At 60.4% G+C, this 25186-nt stretch carries 25 protein-coding genes; 1 reads left to right on the top strand and 24 read right to left on the bottom strand.

Translation table 11 applies throughout. The features are described from left to right. Nucleotides 1–141 precede the first annotated feature (141 nt). The 3 genes from DW211_RS08020 to DW211_RS08010 form a co-directional block, all read right to left on the bottom strand. The gene (locus DW211_RS08020; protein WP_117630036.1) at nucleotides 142–1542 is read right to left on the bottom strand and encodes a phosphoglucomutase/phosphomannomutase family protein; all 1401 of its coding nucleotides are present in this window, start codon (nucleotides 1540–1542) and stop codon (nucleotides 142–144) included. A gap of 157 nt (nucleotides 1543–1699) precedes the next feature. Beyond that, nucleotides 1700–2593 (bottom strand): homocysteine S-methyltransferase family protein, encoded by an 894-nt coding sequence (locus tag DW211_RS08015; protein ID WP_118260189.1) that lies wholly within the window; start codon nucleotides 2591–2593, stop codon nucleotides 1700–1702. A 10-nt stretch (nucleotides 2594–2603) separates the two neighbouring features. Continuing rightward, entirely contained in the window at nucleotides 2604–3026 is a 423-nt protein-coding gene (locus tag DW211_RS08010; protein ID WP_040359600.1) for a metal-dependent transcriptional regulator, read from the bottom strand. Between the two features lie 120 nt (nucleotides 3027–3146). Between DW211_RS08010 and pepT the strand changes: the two genes are divergently transcribed. Continuing rightward, nucleotides 3147–4394, top strand: coding sequence for a peptidase T (pepT, locus tag DW211_RS08005; protein ID WP_118260187.1), 1248 nt, complete (start codon nucleotides 3147–3149; stop codon nucleotides 4392–4394). A 377-nt stretch (nucleotides 4395–4771) separates the two neighbouring features. On the opposite strand, the gene DW211_RS08000 is transcribed toward pepT, so the two are convergent. The 21 genes from DW211_RS08000 to DW211_RS07900 form a co-directional block, all read right to left on the bottom strand. Next, nucleotides 4772–6007: an LCP family protein gene (locus DW211_RS08000; protein WP_118260186.1), complete on the bottom strand. Its 1236-nt coding sequence runs from the start codon at nucleotides 6005–6007 to the stop codon at nucleotides 4772–4774. Nucleotides 6008–6019: 12 nt separating this feature from the next. After that, entirely contained in the window at nucleotides 6020–7303 is a 1284-nt protein-coding gene (gene murA / locus DW211_RS07995) for a UDP-N-acetylglucosamine 1-carboxyvinyltransferase (protein WP_118260184.1), read from the bottom strand. A gap of 88 nt (nucleotides 7304–7391) precedes the next feature. Beyond that, complete coding sequence (gene atpC, locus DW211_RS07990) at nucleotides 7392–7784, bottom strand: ATP synthase F1 subunit epsilon (RefSeq protein ID WP_006235718.1); 393 nt, start codon at nucleotides 7782–7784, stop codon at nucleotides 7392–7394. A gap of 3 nt (nucleotides 7785–7787) precedes the next feature. Further along, nucleotides 7788–9242, bottom strand: a complete 1455-nt coding sequence (atpD, locus tag DW211_RS07985) for a F0F1 ATP synthase subunit beta (protein WP_006235717.1) — start codon at nucleotides 9240–9242, stop codon at nucleotides 7788–7790. After that, a complete protein-coding gene (gene atpG / locus DW211_RS07980) occupies nucleotides 9242–10150 on the bottom strand; it encodes an ATP synthase F1 subunit gamma (protein ID WP_006235716.1) in 909 nt (302 codons plus the stop codon). The genes atpD and atpG overlap by 1 nt, the downstream gene beginning before the upstream one ends. 5 nt (nucleotides 10151–10155) lie before the next feature. Then, entirely contained in the window at nucleotides 10156–11754 is a 1599-nt protein-coding gene (gene atpA / locus DW211_RS07975; RefSeq protein WP_118260183.1) for a F0F1 ATP synthase subunit alpha, read from the bottom strand. Beyond that, nucleotides 11754–12230, bottom strand: a complete 477-nt coding sequence (locus DW211_RS07970; protein ID WP_006235713.1) for a FoF1 ATP synthase subunit delta — start codon at nucleotides 12228–12230, stop codon at nucleotides 11754–11756. The genes atpA and DW211_RS07970 overlap by 1 nt, the downstream gene beginning before the upstream one ends. Then, on the bottom strand, nucleotides 12220–12822 hold the full coding sequence (gene atpF / locus DW211_RS07965) for a F0F1 ATP synthase subunit B (RefSeq protein ID WP_006235712.1): 603 nt from the start codon (nucleotides 12820–12822) through the stop codon (nucleotides 12220–12222). The genes DW211_RS07970 and atpF overlap by 11 nt, the downstream gene beginning before the upstream one ends. A gap of 15 nt (nucleotides 12823–12837) precedes the next feature. Continuing rightward, nucleotides 12838–13032, bottom strand: a complete 195-nt coding sequence (locus DW211_RS07960) for an ATP synthase subunit C (RefSeq protein WP_022094262.1) — start codon at nucleotides 13030–13032, stop codon at nucleotides 12838–12840. Nucleotides 13033–13156: 124 nt separating this feature from the next. After that, nucleotides 13157–13960 (bottom strand): F0F1 ATP synthase subunit A, encoded by an 804-nt coding sequence (gene atpB, locus DW211_RS07955; protein WP_022094263.1) that lies wholly within the window; start codon nucleotides 13958–13960, stop codon nucleotides 13157–13159. 3 nt (nucleotides 13961–13963) lie between these two features. Then, nucleotides 13964–14275, bottom strand: coding sequence for a hypothetical protein (locus DW211_RS07950; protein WP_035138788.1), 312 nt, complete (start codon nucleotides 14273–14275; stop codon nucleotides 13964–13966). 280 nt (nucleotides 14276–14555) lie between these two features. After that, nucleotides 14556–15203: a uracil phosphoribosyltransferase gene (upp, locus tag DW211_RS07945; protein ID WP_040359658.1), complete on the bottom strand. Its 648-nt coding sequence runs from the start codon at nucleotides 15201–15203 to the stop codon at nucleotides 14556–14558. Between the two features lie 123 nt (nucleotides 15204–15326). Next, nucleotides 15327–16868: a glycerol kinase GlpK gene (gene glpK / locus DW211_RS07940; RefSeq protein ID WP_089573103.1), complete on the bottom strand. Its 1542-nt coding sequence runs from the start codon at nucleotides 16866–16868 to the stop codon at nucleotides 15327–15329. 13 nt (nucleotides 16869–16881) lie between these two features. Then, the gene (locus DW211_RS07935) at nucleotides 16882–17625 is read right to left on the bottom strand and encodes an L-threonylcarbamoyladenylate synthase (RefSeq protein WP_089573104.1); all 744 of its coding nucleotides are present in this window, start codon (nucleotides 17623–17625) and stop codon (nucleotides 16882–16884) included. 134 nt (nucleotides 17626–17759) lie between these two features. Beyond that, the gene (locus DW211_RS07930; protein WP_147357252.1) at nucleotides 17760–18251 is read right to left on the bottom strand and encodes a type II toxin-antitoxin system HicB family antitoxin; all 492 of its coding nucleotides are present in this window, start codon (nucleotides 18249–18251) and stop codon (nucleotides 17760–17762) included. Further along, the gene (locus DW211_RS10450) at nucleotides 18218–18403 is read right to left on the bottom strand and encodes a type II toxin-antitoxin system HicA family toxin (RefSeq protein WP_117779405.1); all 186 of its coding nucleotides are present in this window, start codon (nucleotides 18401–18403) and stop codon (nucleotides 18218–18220) included. The genes DW211_RS07930 and DW211_RS10450 overlap by 34 nt, the downstream gene beginning before the upstream one ends. A 68-nt stretch (nucleotides 18404–18471) precedes the next feature. Then, a complete protein-coding gene (locus DW211_RS07920) occupies nucleotides 18472–19722 on the bottom strand; it encodes a HemK/PrmC family methyltransferase (protein WP_118260180.1) in 1251 nt (416 codons plus the stop codon). A 644-nt stretch (nucleotides 19723–20366) separates the two neighbouring features. Next, nucleotides 20367–21434: a peptide chain release factor 1 gene (gene prfA / locus DW211_RS07915; RefSeq protein ID WP_055252487.1), complete on the bottom strand. Its 1068-nt coding sequence runs from the start codon at nucleotides 21432–21434 to the stop codon at nucleotides 20367–20369. A gap of 291 nt (nucleotides 21435–21725) precedes the next feature. Next, a complete protein-coding gene (locus DW211_RS07910; RefSeq protein WP_118260178.1) occupies nucleotides 21726–23153 on the bottom strand; it encodes a M20/M25/M40 family metallo-hydrolase in 1428 nt (475 codons plus the stop codon). Between the two features lie 72 nt (nucleotides 23154–23225). Then, nucleotides 23226–24011 (bottom strand): amino acid ABC transporter ATP-binding protein, encoded by a 786-nt coding sequence (locus tag DW211_RS07905; RefSeq protein WP_118260176.1) that lies wholly within the window; start codon nucleotides 24009–24011, stop codon nucleotides 23226–23228. A gap of 22 nt (nucleotides 24012–24033) precedes the next feature. Beyond that, complete coding sequence (locus DW211_RS07900; RefSeq protein ID WP_118094298.1) at nucleotides 24034–25182, bottom strand: amino acid ABC transporter permease; 1149 nt, start codon at nucleotides 25180–25182, stop codon at nucleotides 24034–24036. Nucleotides 25183–25186: the final 4 nt, after the last annotated feature.

The raw sequence follows: 25186 nt of genomic DNA, 5'->3' as shown, positions 1-25186 counted from the left end.
AGATATATTGCCAGACCGGAGGGCCCCCGGGGGCGGGAATCTGGGCGTACACATTTCCTACACAATTTGGGATCCGACTAACGTTTGCCAGCCGTTAACTACCGCTCGCCGAGCATCTCTTTATATAAGGCAGTCTCATGGTTAAAGCGGATACGTTCCCCTAGCTAAAGCACAGCCAGCATCGAGCAACTCATCACGCTCTTCCACCGAGAACCCCTCGGCGTAGACGCGCACCACTGGTTCGGTCCCGCTAGGACGGACCAGCAGCCACGTGTCATCCTCGAATGCTAAACGCAAGCCATCCATATGACTAACGTTTTGCGGCACCTTGCCACAAATCGACTTGGGGTTTACGCCCGGCAGCAGGGTTCGTAACGTTTCGGCATCTTCGGCCTCAAGGCGCAAATCGCGTCGACCGTAACTCGTCTTACCAAAACTGTCCTCGAGTTGGTCGACCAGAACGCCCAAAGGCGCGTCCGTCTTTGCCATAAGCTCACACAGAATCAGACAGGCGAGGATTCCATCGCGCTCGGGCATATGCGCGGCGATGCCGATACCACCGGCTTCTTCGCCGCCTATGAGGACGCCACCCTTCTTCATCTCTGCCGCTATATATTTGAAACCGACTGGTTTGACGGTCACGCGGCAGCCAAGCGCCTCGGCAATGCGACGCACGAGCGTCGAGCACGAAAGATTGACGACGACGCGCCCCTCCAAATTACGAAATTGAACCAAGTCGCCCAAAACGAGCGCCATGATCTGATGCGGATGTATATATCTGCCGCGCTCGTCAACCGCGCCGATACGGTCGGCGTCGCCGTCGGTCACCAGGCCAGCGCAAGCTCCGTCCTCGATAACCGTATGCTCGCAAGCGTCCACCCACGGCTCAACGGGGTCGGGGCAGATATCCTCTTGGTCAGGCGCCTGCCCGGCGTGAATCTCGTGCACCTCAACGCCAAGCTCGCGCAGCAAGTCGGCTAGATAGCCCTGGGCTGCGCCGCCCATGGGGTCAACAACCACGCGCAGGTGCGCGGCGCGGATGGCTTCGGCATCGACAAACGATGCCACCGCTTGCATATAGTCAGGAATGATATCCGCGGTGCGATATTGCCCCTCGATCCCCATTGGCTCGGGAGCCATGGTCTCTTCGAGCTCTTCGATGACATCCTGGTTGGCGGTCGAGCCGTCACCCATGCGAATCTTGAGACACAGATAACCCTGCGGATGATGGGACCCCGTCACCATGAGCGCGCCGCACGCCTCACCGTCATAAGCCGCCGCCCACGTAAGAGCAGGGGTCGGAACAGGTCGCGAAGCGAGCACGGCGTCTAGCCCGTGCGCTGCTAGCACACCCGCCGCAAGCTCAGCGAACTCGCGCGCCAGGGGCCGAGTGTCGAACCCTATATATACCGTTTTGCCCGGATTGGTCTTTTGCCACAACTCGCCGACGGCATCGGCGATACGGGCAACGTTATCGGCAGTGAAGTCCTCATCGACGCGAGCGCGCCAACCGTCAGTTCCAAAATGAATTATCGCGCACACGCGCAGACACCTCACAGTGTTTGGATCATGGTACGCATGAGGTATACCCGCGATACACACTCGGCAACCTGCCGGCACCAGCATTCACCATTTGGGCAAATGCTGCCGAGGACATGCAAGCAATAAAAAACCGCCCCGTATGGAGCGGTTTTGCCCTTTATATATCGAGCGCCTCGGCCATCGCTGCCGTAGTGATTGCCGTGGTTCCACAGCAACTGCCCACCATTGCGGCACCGGCATGTCTCCATTCGATGCATGCGCGCGCGAAAGCTTCGGGGTTCTCGTGCCATACGGGGCCATCCTGAGTCTGGACCGGATCGCCCACGTTGGGACGCACCGTGACGGGAGTAGTCGCCGATGCAACCATCCTGGGCACCGCCGCGTTCGCGGCCGCAAGCGAACAGCAATTAACACCAACCGAGTTTGCGCCGTGTTTTTCGGCGTACAAAACGGCTGCCTCGATATTGAGGCCATCGCCCAACAGGTCGCCTTTGTCATCAACGACAAAACTCACCAGGACAGGCATGCCGTCAGCGGCATCTCGAGCGCCGGCAAGCATGGGCTGCAAATTACGGATAGACGTCACCGTCTCGATCAGCAGACCATCAACACCAGCATTGAGTAAGGCGTGCGCCTGTTCGCGCGCAATGCCTCGGATCTCACGAAACTCGGCAGAGTCCTCGGCAAACCACTCAATACCGATCGGACCCATCGAGCCCAGCAGCAGCTGAGGGTGCGCCTGGCGGGCATCGTCGACGGCCCCGCGATTGACCTCCGCCACGGACGGCGCAATCTGGTCGTGCGTGAGGGCATAGCTTGATGCCTGAAAGGTATTGGTAATGAGTACCTGCGCGCCGGCGGCGACATACAAGCGATGGATACGAGAAACGGTCTGCGGCTCTGCCAGATTCCAAAACGCCGGTGGAATATCGGCGGCATCGTACTCACTCAACAGAACACTGCCCATGGGGCCCTGCGCCAACAAGGTCTCGCTCGACAAGCGGCGCGTAAGTTCCTCGGCACCAAAGCGGTTGTAATAACTCGTATCCATATATATCCCGCTATTCCTCGACGCTGATTCCCTGCTTTTCGAGATAGGCGAGCCAGCGGCTCATCGTGTCCTCGGATAGCGCATGCTCCATCATGCAGGCCTCGGAATCGGCTCGCTCAAATTCGACACCGAGCTCCTGAACCAAAAACGTGCGGATGAGGCGATGACGGTACCAGATAGCCGTGCCAACCTCGCGGCCACGATCGGTCAGGATTACCTTGCCATAGTGCGATTGCTCGACAAGCTCGGATGCCTTGAGCGCCGAAACCGCTTTATTGACCGATGCCTTGGAGACGCCAAGGCGCTGCGCGATGTCGACCGATCGCACGCCGTTGGTTTCCCCCTCTTCGCTTTCAATGCGAACCATGCACTCCAAGTAGTCTTCGTTCGCCACCGTCAGATGTAGTTCGCGCGAGCTATTTGTCGTATCCATGATCTTCCGTCCCTTCTGCATTCAATGGCTGATTCTACCCCATCCAAGCGTCGCGGTATGCCGTGGCATACCGTGCTAGAGTTCTTGTTGCACACGACGACCAAGATTGGAGCGGTCTTTATGGAAAACACCACCACGAACCCCGATGTTCTCGAGCGCTTTTTGCGCTACGTCCAGATCAACACGCAGTCCGAGGATGCAAACTGCGACCAGGTACCCTCGAGCGCCGTTCAGTTTGACCTTGCCAACGTGCTGGCTGAAGAGCTGCGCGAGCTTGGTGCGGAAGATGCCCACGTGACCGAGCACGCCTATGTCTGTGCGCATATCCCCGCAAGTGCGGGCGCTGAGGACAAGCCCGCCCTGGGCCTGATCGCCCATCTCGACACCACCGAAGTTGCACCGGGCGCCGGCGTGAAGCCGCACATCGTACACTACGAAGGCGGCGACCTGGTCTGCGGCACGGTTGACGGTAAGCCCGTTGCCATGAGTACCGCCAAGCTTCCCGCCCTGAATGACCTCGCGGGTGAGGACCTGGTCTGCAGCGATGGCACCACGCTGCTGGGCGCGGACGACAAGGCAGGCGTCGCCGAGATCATGTCACTTGTCGCGCGTATCGCTCAGGACCCTTCTCTGCCCCATCCCGCACTCGGCATTTGCTTCTGCCCTGACGAGGAGATCGGCCACGGAGCCGAGCTGCTGGATATCGATACCTTTGGCTGCAAGTACGCCTACACGGTCGACGGCGGCCCCATCGGCGAGCTGGAGTGGGAGTGCTTTAACGCCGCCGAGGCGACTGTCTGCTTTGAGGGCCAGTCCATCCACCCGGGCGACGCTAAGGGCCGTATGGTCAACGCAGGCAATCTGTTCTGCGACTTCAACGCGTTGCTCCCCTACGTGCAGCGCCCGGAGTATACGGAAGGCTACGAGGGCTTTTATCACCTTGAGGGTGTATCTGCAACCGTCGACCACGCCACGGCGCGCTACATCGTCCGCGACCATGACGCCGCCAAGTTCCAGCAGAAACTCGACCTTATTGATGCCGCCGCCTCGATGCTCAACCAGCGTCTGGGTGAGGAGCGCGTGACGGTCGAGATTAAGCAGCAATATCGAAATATGGCCGAGATCGTTTGTGACTTTCCCGAGCTTATTGATGTTGCCAAGGAAGCCTACCTTGCCTGCGGCGTTGAGCCCCAAGTGCTGCCGATTCGTGGCGGCACCGACGGCGCTCAGCTGTCGTTCCGCGGTCTGCCCTGCCCCAACCTTTCCACCGGCGGCTATTGCTACCACGGCGTCAACGAATTCGTCCCGGTCAGTTCGCTCGTCAAGATGACCGACGTGCTCCAGGAGCTCGTCTCCCGCTTTGCATAAGCCTGGCTGCACAAGTCCAAAAGACGAATCGCCCCGTCCTCAACCGAGAACGGGGCGATTTTTTGCCGCAATGAGAACAGGTTGACGCACGCCAGCCTCTTAACGCAAGGAGTGTCCCAAACTGCCGGCACAAAAGGAACGTCCCCAAGTGCCAAGTGCATCAAGAGTGTCCCCTTTGCCCAGTCGTTTAAGAACGTCCCCAATGACTAACGTCGCAGGTTGAGGACGGGCAGCGAGCGGGTCGCATTTGAGACAAGGTGACGTGAAACGAAAGGGCGCTGACCTTCTGGTCGCGCCCTTGAAGTTGAACGTCAGATTGTCCAAATGCGGCCCGCGCAGCGTCAAGCGGTTACGCGGGCTGGTAAGCCCGCGTAACCCTAATAGTTGGCCTCGTAACCGTTGCCGTCACCGGTGGGCTCTTCGTAGTAGTCCGAATCGCTCGAATCGCTTGAGTCATCAGAATCGTCAGAGCTGACCGATGAGGTTGCGGTACCGTTTGCGTAGTCGTCAGACGTGTTGTTGTTCAGGTCACCGATCGTAGAGCTGGAACCGTCGGAAAGACCCATGGTGTTGGGACCCTTGGGATCCTTGCCGGCGTCGACACGGGCCATCATTTCCTTGAGCTCGTCCTCGTAGACAAAGACGTAGCTCACACCGTCGATCATGGTGCTGTCGTCGGCGTACGAGGGCAGGTTGGCCGAGTAGATACCGTCGACATCCATACCGCGCATGGCATTGACCGTAGCCACGATATCCTGAACGCTCATATCGGTTACGAGCATATCGGACAGCGAATTAACCAGGCCAAAGATCTTCGTGGCATCGAAGTTATTGAGAATCTGGTTGGCAAGGGCGCCAAGCACCTGACGCTGGTGGCGCATGCGCGTGTAATCACCGTCGGCATAGGTGTAGCGGCAGCGGGCATAGGTAAGGGCGGTGGCACCGTCCATATGCTGCTGGCCAGCGGTAATCTTAATATCCAGGTGCTCGGGGTCGTCAACATCATCGGTTGCGTTAATGTCGATACCGCCAACCGAATCAATCAGCGCCTGCATACCGTCGAAGCTGACCTCGGCATAGTGGGAAATCTGAACACCGCACAGCTCGTTGACCGCCTCGACCATGGCCTCGGCGCCGCCAACGGTATGGCAGGCGTTGATCTTCATGGTCTCGCCCTTGTACTCGACCTTGGTGTCGCGCGGAACGGAAATGAGCGTCGCCTGCTTTTGCGTGGGGTCGATGCGTGCCAGGATAATCGAGTCGGCACGATACGTATCCTCGCCCGGACGGCCGTCGGTGCCAAGAAGCAGCACGTAGAACGGATCCTTTGCCTCATCGGTGTCAACCAGAACCCGACGCAGATTGTCGGTAATGACATTAGAATCGCCGAGCTTGCCCATAATGGTGGCAAACCACAGGCCGGCAGCGGTAGTGGCACTCAGCAACACGCCAAGCACGACAATGAGCGCGACGTGACGAATCGTGTGGCTACGACGACGTTGGCGAGCTCGCTCGGAATAACGAGCCACGTTATCGCGACTGTAGATCTTGGCCTGCGCACCAGTTGAGGGTCTTCGAGTGGTGGTATCCGCGAGGGGCTTTTTATTAAACATAGGCAACCTGTATTAGTAGATGACGGGATCGGGGACGGTAGCATGCTCGACATGCGCGCCAAGCGCCTGCAGCTTTTCGACAAAATGCTCGTAGCCGCGCTTGATGTGATGGATAGCCGAAACCTCGGTCGTCCCGTCGGCAATCAAGCCCGCTACGACGAGGGCCGCTCCGCCGCGCAGATCGGGCGAGGTAACCTGTGCACCCGAGAAGCCCTTGACGCCATGAATCATGGCATGATGGCTCTCGATACGAATGTCGGCACCCATGCGCACCAGCTCAGAGGCAAACATAAAGCGATTCTCGAAGATGTTTTCGGTAATAACGGAACTGCCGTCGGCAAGGGCGGAGAGCACCATAATCTGCGCCTGCATGTCGGTCGGGAAACCGGGGAACGGAAGCGTCTGGATGTCGACCGGCTTGATACGCTCGGCACGGTTCACATGGACGCCATCCTCGACGCGCTCGCAGTCGATACCCATGAACTCCATCTTCTTGAGCACCATGCCCAAGTGAATGGGGCAAAAGCCCGTGACATCGACACCGCGATCGTCGGCCATCAACGCACCGGCAACGATAAAGGTACCGGCCTCGATGCGGTCGCCTACTACGCGATGGGTAACAGGATGGAGCTCTTCCACGCCTTCGATAGTCACGACGGGAGTGCCGGCGCCAACAATCTTGGCGCCCATCTCGTTGAGCATGTTGGCGAGATCGACGATCTCGGGCTCGCGGGCGGCATTGTCGATAACCGTGGTACCCTGCGCGCGCACGGATGCCATAATGAGGTTCTCGGTCGCACCGACACTGGCGAACTCGAGCGTGACGGTGGTGCCGCGCAGGCCCTGAGGCGCGCTGGCGTTGATATAGCCGTGGGCGGTATCAAACTCGACGCCCAGGGCCTCAAGACCAAGAATGTGCATATCGATCTTGCGAGCACCCAGGTTGCAGCCGCCCGGCATGGCAATTTTGGCGCGATGGAAGCGGCCCAGCAGGGGTCCCATGACGGCGGTGGAAGCGCGCATCTTGGCAACGAGCTCGTAGGGGGCCTCCCATGAATCGACCTGAGAGGTATCAATCTCGAGCGTGTGCTCGTCGAGAACATCGATCGTAGCGCCCATGCCCTTGAGCACCTTGCCCATCACGTGGACATCGGAAATATCGGGCACGTTCTGCAGCGTCGTCTTGCCCGGCGCCAGAAGCGTTGCCGCCATGAGTTTGAGCGCGGAGTTCTTGGCACCCGAGACGGGCACGGAGCCTCCGATGGCGTGGCCACCCTCAACGCGGATAATATCCAAGGTCTACCCTTTCAAAAAGCATGCCCGGGGTGGCTGGGCCATCCCGGGCATGATGTGTTCGCAAATGGTCGAACGCTAAATCGTTTGACTATTGGGCAAGCTTGAGCTTACACCATGCGATTTCATTATAGAGGTAGGCGCGGCGTGCATCATCCTCCGACAAATTACCCAGCTTCTCTTCAAAACCTTGAATATCAGCTTTAAGCTTGTCGGCATCGACGGTCGCCAAATCGCAAGCGCGCTCGGCGAGAACGGTCACGACATCGTCCGCAACCTGGGCATAGCCGCCGGCCACGGCAAACGTGTGGTCGACAGTGCCCATGGCCTTATCGGAAACGCGAACGTAACCGCGGTCGATCGTGCAGATCTCGCTGGAGTGAGCAGGCAGGACGCCAAACTCGCCATCCGTGGACGGAATCGACACAAACGCAGCGTCGCCCTCATAGGCGCAGCTCACGGGGCACACGATGCGGATACGCATAACCTACTTCTCCCCCATCTTGCGGGCGCGCTCGCGCACGTCCTCAATCGTGGAAGCATAGCGGAAAGCCTGCTCGGGCAGGTCATCGGCCTTGCCGTCGACAATCTCGGCAAAAGAGCGGACGGTATCCTCGACGCGGACGTAGACACCGGGGTTGCCGGTGAACTTCTCGGCGACGTGGAAGGACTGCGAGAGGAACTGCTGAATCTTACGGGCACGGTTGACCGTAAGGCGCTGCTCCTCGGACAGCTCGTCCATACCCAGAATGGCGATGATGTCCTGAAGGTCGGAGTACTCCTGCAGGAGCTCCTGGACCTTGACGGCGACACGGTAGTGCTCCTCGCCAACGATCGAGGGATCGAGAGCGTCGGAGGAAGATGCGAGCGGGTCGATAGCCGGGAACAGGCCGAGCGACGAAATGCTACGCGAAAGAACCGTGGTGGCGTCGAGGTGCGTAAACGTCGTGGCAGGCGCCGGGTCGGTCAGGTCGTCTGCGGGGACGTAGACAGCCTGGACGGAGGTAATGGATCCCGTCTTGGTCGAGGTAATGCGCTCCTGGAGGTCACCCATCTCGGTAGCCAGTGTGGGCTGGTAACCAACGGCGGACGGCATACGGCCCAGCAGTGCGGAAACCTCGGAACCCGCTTGGGAGAAGCGGAAGATGTTGTCGATGAACAGCAGGACGTCCTGACCACGATCGCGGAAGTACTCAGCGGTGGTAAGGCCGGCCAGACCGATGCGCAGACGCGCTCCAGGCGGCTCGTTCATCTGACCATAAACCAAGCAGGTCTTGTCGATAACGCCAGACTCGCTCATCTCGAGGAACAGGTCGGTGCCCTCGCGGGTACGCTCGCCGACACCGGTGAACACCGAGGTGCCGCCGTGCTCCTGGGCGAGGTTGTTGATAAGCTCCTGAATCAGAACGGTCTTGCCGACGCCGGCGCCGCCGAACAGGCCCGTCTTGCCGCCACGGATGTAGGGCTCGAGCAGGTCGACGGCCTTGATGCCGGTCTCGAAGATCTCGGTCTTGGTGGTGAGCTCGTCAAAGCGGGGCGCTGCATGGTGGATGGGGTAGAACTCCTCCACCTCGGGCATGGGCTTGCCGTCGACGGGCTTGCCCATGACGTTCCAAATTCGGCCGAGCGTCTTGGGGCCAACGGGCATCTTCATGGGCTCACCGGTATCGGTGGCGATGAGGCCGCGCTGCAGGCCGTCGGTCGAGGACATGGCGACCGTGCGGACGACGCCGCCCGGAAGCTGGCTCTCGACCTCGAGGATCGTGCTCAGATGACCGATCGGGGTCTCGGCCTCGACCGTGAGCGCGTTGTAGATCGGGGGCACCGCGCCGTCAAACTTGACGTCAACGACAGGGCCGATGATTCGCACGATGCGACCATCACCGGCAGTCGTCTTCTTGGTGGCTTCCTCGACCGCAAGCTTTACGGTGTTATTAGCCATTACTGTTCCTCCAATGCTGAGGCTCCGCCGACGATCTCGTTAATCTCGGTCGTGATCGAAGCCTGGCGCACGCGACTATACGTGCGGGTAAGGGTCGAGATGATCGCGGTGGCGTTTTCCGTCGCGGAGTGCATGGCCTTGCGGCGTGCACCCTGCTCGGCAGCCGCCGAATCGATCAGGGCCTGGTAGATGACCGTCAGGATATAAGACGGCACAAGCTTGCCGAGAACATGCTCGGGAGAGGGCACGAACTCGAACGTGGACGAGATGCGCTTAGGGGCGTCGGTCTCGTTCTTACGCGGACCGTGGGCCATAGCGATCATCTCGGGGTCGAGCGGCAACAGATGCTCGACGCGAAGCTCCTGATCCACGCGGTTCTTGGCGTGGTGGTAGACAAGCTCGACACGGTCAAGCTCACCGGCACGATACGCATCGCAGATATGAGAGGAGATCATGCGGGCCTGATTGAAATCGGGCTCAGAGGAGTTGCCCTCAAAGTGCATGACAACGTTTGCGCGGTCACGGAAATACGTGGCCGGCTTACGCCCGCACGCGATGATCTCGCACTCGATGCCGTCGTTCGCCCAAGAAGCGGCGAGCTTTTCGGCCGTGCGCTCCACCGTCGTATTGAAACCGCCGGCAAGGCCGCGGTCCGAGGCAATAACGACAATCAGGCCATGCTTGACGCTCTCATGCTTCTGCAGCATGGGATCGGTGCCCGAACAGGAGGCGTCGCCGGCGACCGTCAACATGACGTCGGTCAGCGCCTCCTTATAGGGCTCGGCCTGCTTGGAGCGATCGAGGGCACGACGGATCTTGGCCGTAGAGACCATCTCCATCGTGCGCGTGATCTGCTTGGTCGTGGTAACCGAGGAGATTCGCTTCTTAATGTCGCGAAGGTTGGCCATGGGGCTTAGTTCTCCTCTGATCCAGAAACATCCGAATGGTGCTTGGCCATGAACTGCTGCTTGAAGTCGCCGATAACACGCAAGAGCTCAGCCTTGGTGTCATCATCGATCTTCTTGGCGCGAACCTTGTCGAGCAGCAAGCCAAAGCCATTGTCCATGTACTCGATGAGCTCGGCACGGAAAGGCAGCACGTCGGCGATCTCCAGGTCATCCAGGAAGCCCTCGTTGCCAGCGAACAGCGTAACGATCTGCTCGCCAACCTCAAACGGCTTGTAGCGCGGCTGCTTCAGGAGCTCGGTCATGCGAGCGCCATGGGTAAGCTGCTTCTGAGTAGCCTCGTCGAGGTCGGAGCCGAACTGCGTAAAGCCGGCGAGCTCCTGGTACGAAGCGAGGTCCAGACGGAGGTTGCCGGCGACCTGCTTCATGGCCTTGGTCTGCGCATCGCCACCGACGCGGGACACGGAGATGCCCACGTCGACTGCCGGGCGCTGACCCTGGAAGAAGAGCTCGGACTGCAGGTAGATCTGACCATCGGTAATGGAAATGACGTTGGTCGGAATGTAGGCCGAGACGTCGCCGTCCTGGGTCTCGATGATCGGCAGTGCCGTCATGGAGCCGTAACCGTTCTTCTTGGACATCTTGACGGCACGCTCGAGCAGACGAGAGTGCAGGTAGAAGATGTCGCCAGGATAGGCCTCGCGTCCGGGCGGACGATGCAGCGTCAGCGACATCTGACGGTAGGCCACAGCCTGCTTGGACAGGTCGTCGTAGATGACGAGCACGTGGCCGCCGGGGTTGGTCTCGCTGGCGGGCTTGCCGTCCTCGCCGTTGCACATGAAGAACTCGCCGATAGCGGCACCGGCCATAGGCGCGATGTACTGCATAGGGGCGGAATCGGCAGCGGTGGCCGAAACGATGATGGTGTAGTCGAGCGCACCGTGCTGAGCGAGGGTCTCGCGGATGTTGGCAACCGTGGAGGCCTTCTGGCCGATGGCGACATAGATGCAGACCATGCCCTTGCCGCGCTGGTTGAGGATAGCGTCGATGGCGATGGCGGTCTTACCGGTCTTACGGTCGCCGATGATGAGCTCACGCTGACCGCGGCCAATAGGCACCATGGAGTCGATAGCGAGCAGACCGGTCTGAACCGGCTCGCACACCGGGGTACGATCGATGACGCCGGGAGCCTTGAACTCGATGGGGCGACGGTGCGTGGCGACGATGTCGCCCAGGCCGTCGATGGGCTGGCCGAGCGGATTGACGACGCGGCCGAGCATGGCACGGCTCACGGGGATATCCATAATGCGGCCAGTGGTGCGGCACTCGTCGCCTTCCTTGATGGAGTCGACGGCACCGAACAGAACGGCGCCGACCTCGTCACGGTCAAGGTTCTGGGCAAGGCCGAAGACGGTCTCACCGGTATCGGAGCTCTTGAACTCCAGAAGCTCGCCTGCCATGGCGCTCTTGAGGCCGGAGACGCGCGCGATGCCGTCGCCTACCTCGTCGACCGTTGAAACCTCATGCGTATCGACCGTCGCGGAGAGGCTCGTGAGCTGCTCCTGCAGTTTCTTGGCGATATCCTGGGCATTGAGGGTTTCGGACATTAGGCTTCACCTCCGTACGAATTAGCAGAGTTTGCGAGGGTCTCCTGCGCGATGCGCAGCTGCGTCTTGACGGAAATGTCACGACGCTCGCCGCGGGCCTCGAGCACCAGGCCGCCCACGATAGACGGGTCAACCTGCTCGATAAGGAATACCTTGCGGCCGAAGTCCTGCTCGCATTTCTTAGTGATGGTTTGACGCAGCTCGTCGTCGAGCGGGATCGCCGTGGTGACGGTCACGCCCACTACATCCTCGTCTTCCTCGGCAACATACTTAAAGGCAGCTGCCACCTTGGGAAGAAGGTCGAGCTGGTCGCGCTTGGACATGGTGTCGAGCACGGCGATGATCTCGGGGCTGGCAGAAGCCAAGCGCTCGATCATCTCGAGGTCCTCGAACACATGGTTCTCGGCCTTAGCGGCTTCCAGAAGGGAGCGCGCGTAGGTCTCGAGCACCTTGTCCTGATAGCGGCTAGTCGGCATTCAGGCTACCTGCTTCCTGGATGTAGCGCTCGATGAGCTTCTTCTGCTCGGCATCGTCCTCGAGTGCCTCGCCCACGATCTTGGTGGCGACGGCAACGGACAGGTCGGCGATGGAGCTCGCGGCACCGGCGTAAATGGACTTGCGCTCGTCCTCGACGGTCGTATGGGCCTTGGCGATGATCTCCTCGGCCTCCTTGTGAGCAGCCTCGATGATACGGGCGCGCTCGGACTCGGCGTCCTTACGGGCCTCGAGAACGATGTCGGCAGCCTGACGACGAGCGTCGGTGACGATCGAGTCGGACTCAGCGCGCTTGGCGATAGCCTCCTGCTTGGTCTTCTCGGCCTCGTCGAGGCTCTCCTCGATCTTCTTGCCGCGCTCCTCCATGGTTTTCATGATGCCCGGCAGGGCGACCTTGGCCAGCACGATCCAGATAATCAGGAAGGCGATAAGCGCCGGGATGAACTCCGCCATCTTAGGGATGAGGATGTCCGCACCGGCAGCGCCGTCCTCGGCGAACGCGGAAACCGGCATGAGCAGCGCGGCCGCGGACGCGGAGAGTGCGATCGCGCTCTTCTGGGATGAAAGATTCATACTTGACGCTCCGTGCTATTTAACGATCAGCGCGACAACGAAGCCGATCAGAGCCAGAGCCTCGCCGAAGGCGGAGCCCATAATGAAGACGGTGAACACGCGGCCCTGGACCTCAGGCTGACGGGCCATAGCACCCGTAGCACCCAGAGCAGACAGGCCGATAGCAAGACCAGCGCCGATAACACCGAGACCGTAACCGATAACTCCCACGATTCCTCCTTTGTCGTGCGTGTCTTATTTCACGCAGGATAACCTTTTTATAACTGCCGGGCTCCATGGGTACGGGCACCGGCGGTTTAACGAATTACCTTACCTTTAAGGCGCGAACGGAAGACTACTCCTCCTCCGCGACCTCCTCTGCCTCGGAGACATACACGGCGGTAAGGACCGTGAAGACGTAAGCCTGGATGGCGCCGACCACAAGCTCGATCGCATAGATCAGGATGAGGATGGCAAGCCAGGCCAGCGAAGGCAGGGCGCCAACGGCGTGGGCCGCGGAAACCTGCTGAAGCAGCGGCTGCATGAACATGCTCGCCATGATGGCGAACGAGCCCATGACCACGTGTCCTGCGAACATGTTGCAGAACAGACGGACGGCGAGCGTGATGAGGCGCAGGAAGGTCGAGAAAAGCTCGACGACCCACACGAGCACGTTCATCGGGAAGCTCACGCCCTGCGGGGCGAGGCTCTTGATGTAGCCGATCACGCCGTGAGCCTTGCATCCGTAGTAGATGAAGTACACGAAGGCGAAAATGGCGAGTGCGGCGGTGGAGCCGATTGCGCCGGTGCCGGGCTTCATTCCCGGAATCAGGCCGATCATGTTATTGATCAGGATGAACAGGAAAAGCGAGCACAGGAACGGGAAGTGCTTCTTCCAGTTCTCACCCACGACACCCTTGCCGATATCGTTCTCGACGTACTCGATGATGTACTCGAAACCGTTGACGAAGAAGCCCTTGGGAACCAGGGTCTGCTTCTTCTTGAACACGGCCAGGACGATCAGGAGCACGATCGTGGAGACGATCAGCCAAAACGAGTACTGCGTGATGCCGCAGCTCAGATCGCCCACGACAGGGGTGGAGCTGAACTCGCTGACCAGATGATTAATCTCATCAGGCAGCTTTTCAAAAATTTCCACGACTTACCTTTCGACCTCATGAGGATCTCGCAGCGCCTTGGCGACACGAACCGCGCAGGCGGCCATAAAGGCCACGAAGCCGATCGCCTCGCCCAGGAGGAACATGCGAAATGCCTCTCCGAACAACACAAACACAACCAAGGTAAAGACGAGCAGGGCGATTGCCGAGACCGCCAGACTCACCATACCCTTGAGCATGTCCGCATTCTGTTTATCGTCAAGAACCGGCTTGAGCGTAAAGACAAAGGGAAGGAAGGCAATTGCGCCCGCGATGGCGCCTGCAACGATAGCGAGCAGATCGGCTATCTGAAACACTGGCGTCCTCACTTTCCTTTTTAACGCTTCACAGAACAGTTCCCGCCAAACATTGGTGACTATTGTACGAGCCAATCGCTAAAGTACAACCGAAAAAGCATCGGTTAATACGCACCTGTTCGTTTTCTTAAGACCTTCTTTATGCCGCAGGTACGGTAATACGTTTTTCTCGAACCCTGCAGGGCAAAACGTCCGTTAACAGGAGTGCGCGCGGTCGCCTTTTGTTCGTCCGCGCGCACCGTTTCTTCGTATTTGCAGCCGCGGCCGTTTAGCCCAGCGACTAGAGCGTGCCGTAGATGCGGTCGCCGGCGTCGCCGAGGCCGGGAACGATGTAGGCAGCCTCGTTGAGATGGTCGTCGATGGCGCAGGTATAGATATGCACATCTGGGTCCTTCTCGGTCAGCGACTTGAGGCCCTCGGGGGCCGCGACGATGCACAGCATGCGGATGTCCTTGACACCGCGCTCGCGCAGGTAGCTGATGGCCATCTCGGCCGAACCGCCCGTGGCAAGCATGGGGTCGACGACCAGGCAGATGCGCTGGTCGATATCCTTGGGCATCTTGCAGTAATACTCGTGCGGCTCGTGGGTGACCTCGTCGCGCTCCATGCCGATGTGACCCACGCGAGCGGAGGGCACCAGGTCGAGGATGCCGTCGACCATGCCAAGGCCCGCACGCAGGATGGGCACGATGGCGAGTTTCTTGCCGGCAAGCTGTTTGAACGTGGCGGTAGTGATGGGGGTCTCGACCTCGACGTCTTCCATAGGCAGGTCGCGCATGGCCTCGTAGCCGTCAAAAAGCGCGAGTTCGCGCACGAGCTGGCGGAACTGGTTGGTGCCGGTGTTTTTGTCGCGCAGGATCGACAGCTTGTGCTGGACGAGCGGGTGATCGACAAGCGTCACACGGGACGCATCGTAGGTGACGGTCATGGATTGATTGCCCCTTTCGTTGCGGCCGCAAAACGGCCTTGCTGACAAGGCGCGCAGCAATGTTGCCGCCGCACGCCATGCATTAGTTTAGCGGTTTGTTGTATCGAGCAGCCCATCGCAGCCCTACTGTGAGGTGCTGAGCGAGCGCCTGACTGCATCACGCCAGCCCGCAAGGTTTTGCTCGCGGCGCTCGGCGGACATGTGGGGAAGGAAGGTCCTAACGATCTGGGCATTTTGCTCCAGCTCTTCCAGGTCTTCCCAATAGCCGACGGCAAGACCCGCCAAGTACGCGGCACCGATTGCCGTGGTCTCCACCGTCTCGCATTGCAGCACGGGGATATCCAGCAGGTCGGCCTGGAATTGCATGATGAACTCGTTGCGCGAGGCACCGCCATCGACAGACAGGCGCTCAATCGAAAGCCCCACGTCCTGCTCCATGGCGCGCAGCACGTCGTAGCTCTGATATGCCATGGATTCGCAGGCGGCACGTACGATGGTCGCACGGCTCGAGGCGCCGGTCAGACCGCACACGATACCGCGAGCATGCGGGTCCCACCAGGGAGCACCCAAACCCGCAAAGGCGGGAACGAAGTAGCAGCCCTCGTTGTCGCTAATCGAAGCAGCGAGTTGTGCCGACTCGCTCACGCTCGAGATGATGCCCATGTTGTTGCGAAGCCAGTTCATCGTTGAGCCGGCGGCAAAAATAGAGCCCTCGAGCGCATAGCTGACTTTGCCGTCCGCAGCGATACCGATGGTGGAGACCAGGCCATTCTTGGATTCGACGATCTCGTCGCCGGTGTTCATGAGCATAAAGCAACCCGTGCCATAGGTGTTTTTGGTCTGGCCGGGACGGAAACAGCAGTGGCCGAACAGCGACGCCTGTTGGTCACCCGCCACGCCCATGATGGGCGGCATGTTGGTCATGATGTCGCTCGCGACGCGGCCGTAGTCGCCCGAGCTCCAGCGAACCTCGGGCATCATGGAACGTGGAACGTCAAAGAGTGCCAGCAGGTCGTCGTCCCAATCGAGCGTATGGATATTAAAGAGTGCCGTGCGGCTGGCATTGGTGTAGTCGGTGGCAAAGACCTGGCCGCCGGTGAGGTTGTAGATGAGCCAGGTGTCGATGGTGCCAAACATGAGGTCGCCCGCCGCCGCGCTTTCGCGTGCGCCGTCGACGTTGTCGAGAATCCACTGCACCTTGGAGGCCGAGAAATACGGGTCGAGCGTGAGTCCCGTGCGGGAGCGCACCAGCCCTTCTGCGCCCTGCTCGACAAGCTCGTCGATCAGAGGTGCGGTACGGCGGCACTGCCATACGATAGCGTTATAGATCGGCTGACCGCTCACGCGATCCCAGACCACCGTGGTCTCGCGCTGGTTGGAGATGCCGATGGCGGCAATGCGGTCGGAGTGGATACCGCTCTTAAACTGGACTTCCATCATGACGGCGATCTGGCTAGCAAGGACCGCCATGGGGTCTTGCTCCACCCAGCCGGGACGCGGAAAGCTGGTTTTGACGCTGCGACGTGCCTGCGCGACGATGCAGCCGTACTCGTCGACGATGGTCGCAAGTACCGAGGTGGTGCCGCAGTCGAGCGCCATGATGTAGGAACCGCCAAAGTCAAACGAGGCATCTTCCATGCCCAGGCTGCCCAGATTCAACGACATCGCTTAAACCTTTCTATTGCATCGGGTCGGACAGGACCCGTTCGATCTCTGATGCGGGAAGTGCGCCTTGGCGCAGGATCTGGAGCTCGCCGTGCTGAAACGACACGATGGTCGAGGCGTCGCGACACGGGGTCTCACCGGCGTCGACGGCAACATCGACCCCCTCCAGGATGCGACCCTCCACCGTGATAAAACTTGCCGGCGCGGGCGCGCCATGCGTGTTGGCGCTGGTGCAGGCAAGGGGGCTGCCACAGGCGCGAATGAGCGCCTGCACCACGGGCGAGGCCGAAGCGCGAAGTGCCACCGTGTCGTCGGCAGCGCGCATAAAGGTCGGCACGCAGGGAGCTGCCTTGACCACGATAGTCAGGGCTCCCGGCCAGCATCGTCGCGCGAGTATGCGGGCATCTTCCGGGATATCCACGCCATAGCGGTCGAGTGCTTCGACGCCATCGACCAGCCAAGCGACGGTTTGCGTGAGTTCACGTTGCTTGAGAGTGAAGATACGGCGATAGCCGGTGCCGAGCGCAGGAACTGCGGCGCCATTGACGGCAGCCTGCGGATCGCGCGGCCACGATGGGAATTCGCTTGTATCTTGGGGCACGGCGTCCGAGAAGGCGTTGACTGCCACGGCGACACCGTAGACGGTCTCGGTCGGGATCAAAGCCAGGCCGCCGCGGCCGAGCACCTCGGCCGTGCGCTCGACGGCAAGCCGATGCGGCTCGCGCGTTCCCTCGTATACCCGATAGACCGTCTGCATGTGTATGCCAGCCCCTTACGCTCTGGTGCAAGTTTGTTTACTGTGGGGCATTCTCGCACGAAACGTTCAACCTATTTGCCCAGAGCGCATGTTGGTTTGGTGAGCGGCTCTAGTAGTCGGTGAAAGTGAGGGGGTTATTGGACTGCGACGAACTTCTTTGGCCTGCCGGCGTGACGTTCTTGGGCGGCGTAACGCTCGATGCTGTCTATCGTTATCATCCGACGGCCGTCGACGAGTTCAACATCGAGCTTTCCGGCTTTGACCAGCGCGGTAATCCGCGGAGCGGAGACTTTGAGGTCCAGCGCTGCGTCTTTAAATGTTCGGCACGCCGCTTCCCGAGCGTCCTCGTGGTCGATTTCGACTGAAAGGGCCACGACCTCGGCCGAGCGTTCGTACCCTGCCGGAGTCAAACCGTTGTTGAGGTCGTCGGCCAAAAACGCCATCAGTGCCTCGGTGGCATGGGCAATCGCTTCTTCGCGCGTATCGCCATCGGCAAAGGCGCCGGGAATCTGCGGGAAGCTGGCGCAGTAACCGTCGTCTTCTTTTATGAGAACGCAGTCATAGGTAAATCGCTGCCTCATTTTGCCTCCAACTACCGTCCAGCTTGGCGACGAATACTTGCCCACGTGCCCTTCTTTGGTCGATCACCACCAGAGCCGTTCACGGTGACAACACGATCGCTAGAAACATACTTAGCATGACTACCGACTTGCGCGACCTTCACGAATCCATCGTGCTTGAGTAGGGCAATGATTTCCCGAAAGGTAAGAGGTTGCATGGACCGACCTCTTTCAGCCGTCCTAATTATAAACTAATTAATAATTTTTGTTAACCAGTTAATAAATATTACTGGCGCTGCTTGGGCTCGGTGACGATGGCTCGGACGATGCGGGGGCGATCGGTAAGGTCATGGACGATACGTACGTCCGAAAGGCCTGCCTGGCGACAGAGCTCGGCCGCGGCATCGAGGGTACCCTCGTAGAGCTCACAGGCAAACAGGCCGCCGGCGCGCAGCATGTAAGGCGCCGCGTTGAGCAGGCGGCGGAAGATATCGAGGCCGTCGGCGCCGCCCTCGAGCGCCAGGTCGGGCTCAAAGTCCTTGACCTCGTGCGGCAGCGAGCGCATGACGTCGGTCGGGATGTAAGGTGGGTTGGAGACGAGCACATCAAAGGTGCCCCACTCTTCGCGGGGAATGGAACTCACCAGGTTGGTGAGGCTAAAGGCAACCTCATCTGCCGTGAGGCCGAGGGCGTCGCGGTTTTTGGTGGCCAGATCGATGGCGCGCGACTCGATATCGGTGGCGGTGCAGGTAACGTGGCCGCGGCGCTCCCAGGCAAGGGAGAGCGAAATGCAGCCCGTGCCGCAGCCGACCTCGAGAACGCGGGCAGTGCAGGGCCCGGCTGGGGCAGGCGCAGCGGTATCCTGAGCTAAAGCCGTCTCCTGGTCGGCACCCTCGATGGCGATGTCGTATTCGTCGAGCTCGGGCTCGGCGGCTTTTGCGGCTTCGGCTTCTGCTGCTTGCGCGGCGGCTTCCTCGGCCTCGCGATCGGCAAGCTCCTCGGCATAGGCGCGGCTACCGAGCACGTCGCTACCCAGCGCAGCCTCATCGGCGGCCGTCAGGTTGGCAGCACGGCGCTCGGCGGTCGCGCGTTCGTCGGCCAGCGCCGCCTCAGCTTTGCGGGCCTGCTCGACCTCATCGTTCCAAGGCAGCTCAACACGCTGACGGGCAGCGGCCTCGGGGCTCAGTACCTCGGCATCCAGATAATTGAGGACTTCCTCGACGAGCATCTCGGTCTCGGGGCGCGGGATGAGCACGCCGGGGGCGCACGCGACGTCGATCATGCGAAACTGCGTGCTGCCCGTGATGTACTGCAGCGGCTCGCCTTTGGCGCGACGAACGACGGCCGCGTGCATGGTCTCGAGCTGGGCTGCGTTAAGCGTCTCGTCCATGCGCATATACAAGTCGATACGCGCCAGGCCCGTGGCCGCGCACAGCAGCCACTCGGCAGAAAGACGGGGATGCTCCTCGCCGCGCTCGGCCAGGTACTCCTTGGTCCACTCGAGACAACGCTTGATGGTCCAAATCTCGTTTGCCATGGGGCCCTCCCCTCTTAAGCGCCGGACGGCGCGCGAATGTCGGAGCAGATTGTAAGCGAGGCCAGCGCTTGGCAAGGGGCGATTAAAGGCGATTATCGAGAATCAGCCCAGAATTTTGCACCAGGCTCGCTCAAAGTGTTCATTCGTCGACGTCTAGATTTGCATTCGTCAAGCTTTTGGCAAGGTTGCCCGTAAGCTGACCAATATCTAACCAAATACTTGCCACATCGCTTGACGAGCGACGCGCCAAAAAGGGCCCCGCGACTTCTTGGACGATTTTTCGAGCAATATTTTCGGCGACAGACGCATGCCGATCATTGCTTTGCGCAGGTGAACGGCTCAATAACTATCAAAGCCGATTGAATAACATCTCAAGGCAATGTGCCCAACCTAGTCATTGGGGACGTTCTTAAACGACTAGTCATTCAAGAACGTCCCCAACGACTACTCATTTAAGTCTGTCCCCAATGAGTGCTCCGCCGCAGGTTGAGCATAAGTCAGCGAAAACGCCCCTAAGCGAGCAAGGTGACGTGAAATGAAAGGGCGCTGACCTTCTGGTCGCGCCCTTGAAATTGAACGTCAGATTGCCGCTTAGGGGCGTTTGCAGCGTCGAGCCGTTACGGCGTTTGGTAAAACGCCGTAACTTAAACTGCCTGTGCCAGCTTCTCGGCACGCTCGGCGGCGGCGAGCGCCTCGATGACGGTGCCGAGCTGATCGCCCAGAAGGACGCCGTTGTAGGTGGAGTTGAAACCGATGCGGTGATCGGTCACGCGGTCCTGGGGCTGGTTGTAGGTACGGATCTTCTCGGAACGGTTGCCGTGACCGATCTGGCTCTGGCGCTCGGCACCGAGCTCTGCCTGCTGCTTCTCGAGCTCCATCTCGTACAGACGGGCACGCAGCATCTGCATGCAGACCTCGCGGTTCTGGATCTGGGAACGCTGCTCCTGCGACTGCACCACGGTGTTGGTGGGCAGGTGGGTGATGCGCACGGCGGAGTAGGTAGTGTTAACGCACTGACCGCCAGGGCCGGAGGCGCAGTAGGTGTCGATGCGCAGGTCGGACTGGTTGATCTGGACGTCAATCTCCTCGGCCTCGGGAAGTACGGCGACGGTTGCCGTGGAGGTCTGGATGCGGCCCTGGGACTCGGTCTTGGGAACGCGCTGGACACGGTGCACGCCGGACTCGAACTTCATGACGGAGTAGACGCGGTCGCCCTCGACCTTGAACTCGATGGACTTAAAGCCGCCGGCCTCGCTGGGGCTGGAATCGAGCACGGTGGTCTTCCAGCCACGCGACTCGCAGAAGCGCTGATACATCTTGTACAGGTCGCCGGCGAAGATGGCCGCCTCGTCGCCACCGGCGGCGGAGCGGATCTCGACGATGGTGTTCTTGTCGTCGTTGGGGTCGCTCGGGATGAGCATGTACTTGATATCTTCCTCGAGCTGGGGAAGCTTGGCCTCGTTTTCGGAGATGTCCATCTGGAGCATCTCCTTCTCATCGGCATCGGTGGTATCGTGGAGCATTTCCTTAGCAGCCTCGATGTCGTCGAGCGCGCCGATGTACTCGCGCGAGGCAGCAATGAGGTCGGACTGGTGCGCGTACTCCTTGTTGAGACGCGTGAACTCCTTGATGTCGGAGGCGACGGCCGGGTCGGAAAGCTTCTTCTCGAGCTCCTCGTAGGCCTTAATGATCTTTTCGAGCTTGTCGCGCATGGCGGGACTCCTTTATATGCGTGAAGATGAAAATCGGCAGAGTTGATGGGGCGCATGGCGCCACTGCGGGGGTAAGCCCAGCTAGAACATGTCGATCTTCAGATACATGCGCATCCCTTCGCGTATGAGGTACATAGTTGCGGTCTAACCCATACATGATAGCGTGCGCAGACAAACCTGCATATAACCCGCACGGAATGAGCGGACGTAGCCGTTAGGGACGTTCCTTTACGACTAGTCGTTTAAGAACGTCCCCAACGGCTAACAAAGGGACTGTCGCTTTGTCACATTCTAGAGCGTTTGAAGCAGAGCGATGAAAAAGCGAACGCCCTGGAGGTAGGCACGGCGGGTAATGCGCTCGTTGGTGCCGTGGACGCCGCGGTCGCACTCGTCATCGTCGACCACAAACGCCGAAAAACGAATGCATTCAGAGCAAATGCGCTGGTAGTTGGCAGCATCGGTGGCACCAATCACGGTCGAGGGAACAATGCCGATAGGAGCTCCGCCCGCCGCTGATGATCCATTTTCCTCCGTCCCCTTTGGATCACGGAAATAGTGGGCGGCGATGGCACGGACGGCCTCGAGCCCCGGCCCGCCGACACGCGGAGACGGCGAAGGCTCGGAGCTGCCGGGGCCGAGTTCGACCTCCACGCGCCCGGCAAGGCCCGCCGCGGCAACGGCCTCGCGGCAGCGAGTAGCGACATCGGCCACGCCCGTGCCCTCGAGCATGCGGAAGTTGATATTGACCCACATGTCCTGTGGCATCACGTTGGCACCGGTGCTGCCGCCCTCGATCTGCGTGGGCGCGCAGGTAGTCGTCACCAGCGGATAGAGCTTTTTGCTGGCGAGGCAATCACGGACAATGGCGTCCCCGTTGGCGGCAATTTCATCGGCCGTGTAGAGCCCCAACTCGACAAGTTGGGCGGCAAGCGGATCGGTCACGCGCGTCGGCCACTCGATATCGCAGATTGCGGTGATGGCACGGCTGAGCACCTCGAGCGACGTGCCGCCGTAGGGGTTGGAAGAATGTCCGCCCGCGCTCTTTGTCTTGAGCACAATGTCGGCATAACCTTTCTCAGCCAGGTCGGCGTGCATGAGCCAACCCTCGCCCGCGCTGTACTCGGCAGCCGGAACGATGCGGTAGTCGCCCTCGTCGATCAGGTACTCAAGCTCAATGCCGCGCCCCTTGAGCGCACGGCCAATGGCGCCTGCTCCGTACTGCGTAGTCTCCTCGTCCTGGCCAAAGGCCAGGAGCAGCGTGCGCTCGTGCTGCCAACCGTGCGCCAGCGCATACTCGACAGCCTCGAGAATGCCTGCGACCTGGTCTTTCATGTCGATCGCGCCGCGGCCCCAGATGTAGGTGTCGTCCACGTGCCCGCTAAAGGGGGCATGTGTCCAGTCGGCCTCGGTATCCGGCACCACGGGGACCACGTCCATGTGGCCCATGAGCATGACGGGTTTGAGGGCGGGGTCGGAACCGCCAAGCGTCACCAGCAGCGAATGATCGATAAGCTCGACCTCGCCCGCCGCAAACACGCGCGGCCAGGCCTGCTGCATATACGCGCGCAGGTCGTCAAAGGGCTGCCAATCCACCGCCTCGGCATCCATGCTCGAGATGGTCGGAAACGACAGCACGCGGCCCAAGCGCTCGCACGCGCCGGCCTCGTCTATATCGGCAAAATCGTCCTCATGCGCAAAGAAGCGCCAAACCTCGGCCATGACATCCTTTCGATTGTGACGACAAAGGCCGCCCCACGGGAGCGGCCCTGCAACGTAAGCGTTTGCGGTCGGTTATTTGTCCTCGAGATAGCGAGAGAGGAACTCACGAGTGCGCTGGTGTTTGGGGTTGCCAAAGAGCTCGGCCGGCGCGGCGTCCTCGAGTACCACGCCCTTGTCCATAAAGACCACGCGGTCGGATACGGTTCGGGCAAAGGCCATCTCATGCGTGACGACGACCATGGTCATGCCGTCGGCAGCGAGCTTGCGCATGACCTCGAGCACCTCGCCCACGATCTCGGGGTCGAGTGCCGAAGTCGGCTCGTCGAACAGCATGATCTGCGGATTCATGCACAGGGCGCGCGCGATGGCCACGCGCTGCTTTTGGCCACCGGACAGGCGACCCACGGCGGCGTGCGCGAACTTTTCGAGCCCCACACTCGTCAGATGCTCCATTGCGACCTTCTCGGCCTCGGCCTTGCTCATCTTTTTGAGCGTGACGGGCGCAAGCGTGCAGTTGTCGAGCACATCCATGTTGTTGAACAGGTTAAAGCCCTGGAACACCATGCCGATGTCCTCACGCAGCTTGTTAATGTTGCAGCGCTCGGCCGTAAGGTCCTGGCCGTGGAACCAGATGTGGCCCGCGTCCGGGGTCTCGAGCAGGTTGAGGCAGCGCAGGAAGGTCGACTTGCCCGAGCCCGAGGCGCCGATGATGGTGACGACCTCGCCGGGGTTAACGGACAGGTCGATGCCCTTGAGCACCTCGAGCGAGCCGAAGCTCTTGCGCAGGCCCTCGACGCGGATGAGCGGGCCATTGGTCTGTGCGGCGGCCGTGGTGCTGGTAGTGGCGGTATCTGCCATGATGATTCTCCTCGTCTTGAGCCTAATTGGAGCTGGGCAGCGTTGCCGGGGCCTCGGCGCCGAGCTTTTTGCCAAAGGCTTCGAGCAGGCGGCTCGCCACGAGCGTCAGGATCAGGTAGACCACGAGCGCCACGCAGTAGACCTCCATCTGGCGGTAGTACACGCCGGCGACGGTGGTGGTGGCGTACATGAGGTCGAACACGCCGATGACCGAGAGCACCGACGAGTCCTTGATGTTGATGATGAGCTCGTTGGTGAGCGCCGGGATCGCGTTTTTAATACCCTGAGGGAACACGACCTTGCGCATAGCCTGCCACTGCGACAGGCCCAGCGAGCGCGCTGCCTCGGCCTGGCCGGGGTCGATGGACTCGATGCCGCCACGCAAAACTTCCATCATGTAGGCGGTGGAGTTGAGCGAGATGGTGACAAGGCCGGCGGTGAAGGTACTCCAGATCTGGTTGGCCTGGGCGGTTTCGAAGCCCATGCCGCGCAAAACGGTGAAGCCCGCGTAATAGATGAGCAGGCCCTGGACCATCATGGGCGTGCCGCGCACGATGGTGGAGTAGATGGTCGCAAAGCCGCGGCCGATGCTCTTGAAGAAGCGCGTGAGATCGTTGTCCACACGGTCGAAGGTCTGAATGCGCAGGAACACAAAGAGCAGCGCCAGGAAAAAGGCGATGACGGTGCCGAAGGTCGCAAGCGCGATGGTGATCTCGATACCGCGGATAAAGAAGTCCCCGCTCTTGTAGGTCATGTAGACCAGACTCGACAAAAAGTCGCTGGGGTTGGAGTCCGAGACAATGCTCACCCGCACCAGGTCGATAAACGACATGACGCAACGGTCGATAAAGAAGATCGCCGCAATGGCGACCACGACATAGCTGCCCTGGCGCGCGCTGCGACGAAAGCGCTCGGAAGCAAACGGCGACGTTTCGCGATAGTCATTCCAGTGCATGAGTTTGGTGACGAGCGCCGCCGCCGACACGACGAGCCAGGCCCAAAGGATTGCCCAGAGGCAGTCTTGGAACACGCCCGTAGGCGCCAAGAAGCTCAGCGGCGTGGGGTTGCGCTGGCTAAACGCCAGGCCGAGTGCCGCGATAACGCTCGTGCCCAGGTATACATAACGGTGGTCGGCCTTGATAAAGGAGGCCAGGCGATTAATGGTTTTCATGCTG

The organism is Collinsella sp. AM18-10 (genome assembly GCF_003471585.1).
In the GTDB taxonomy this organism is placed as follows: domain Bacteria; phylum Actinomycetota; class Coriobacteriia; order Coriobacteriales; family Coriobacteriaceae; genus Collinsella.
The sequence above is the reverse complement of the archived record's forward strand: the minus strand, read 5'-3'. Positions and strand labels throughout refer to the sequence as shown.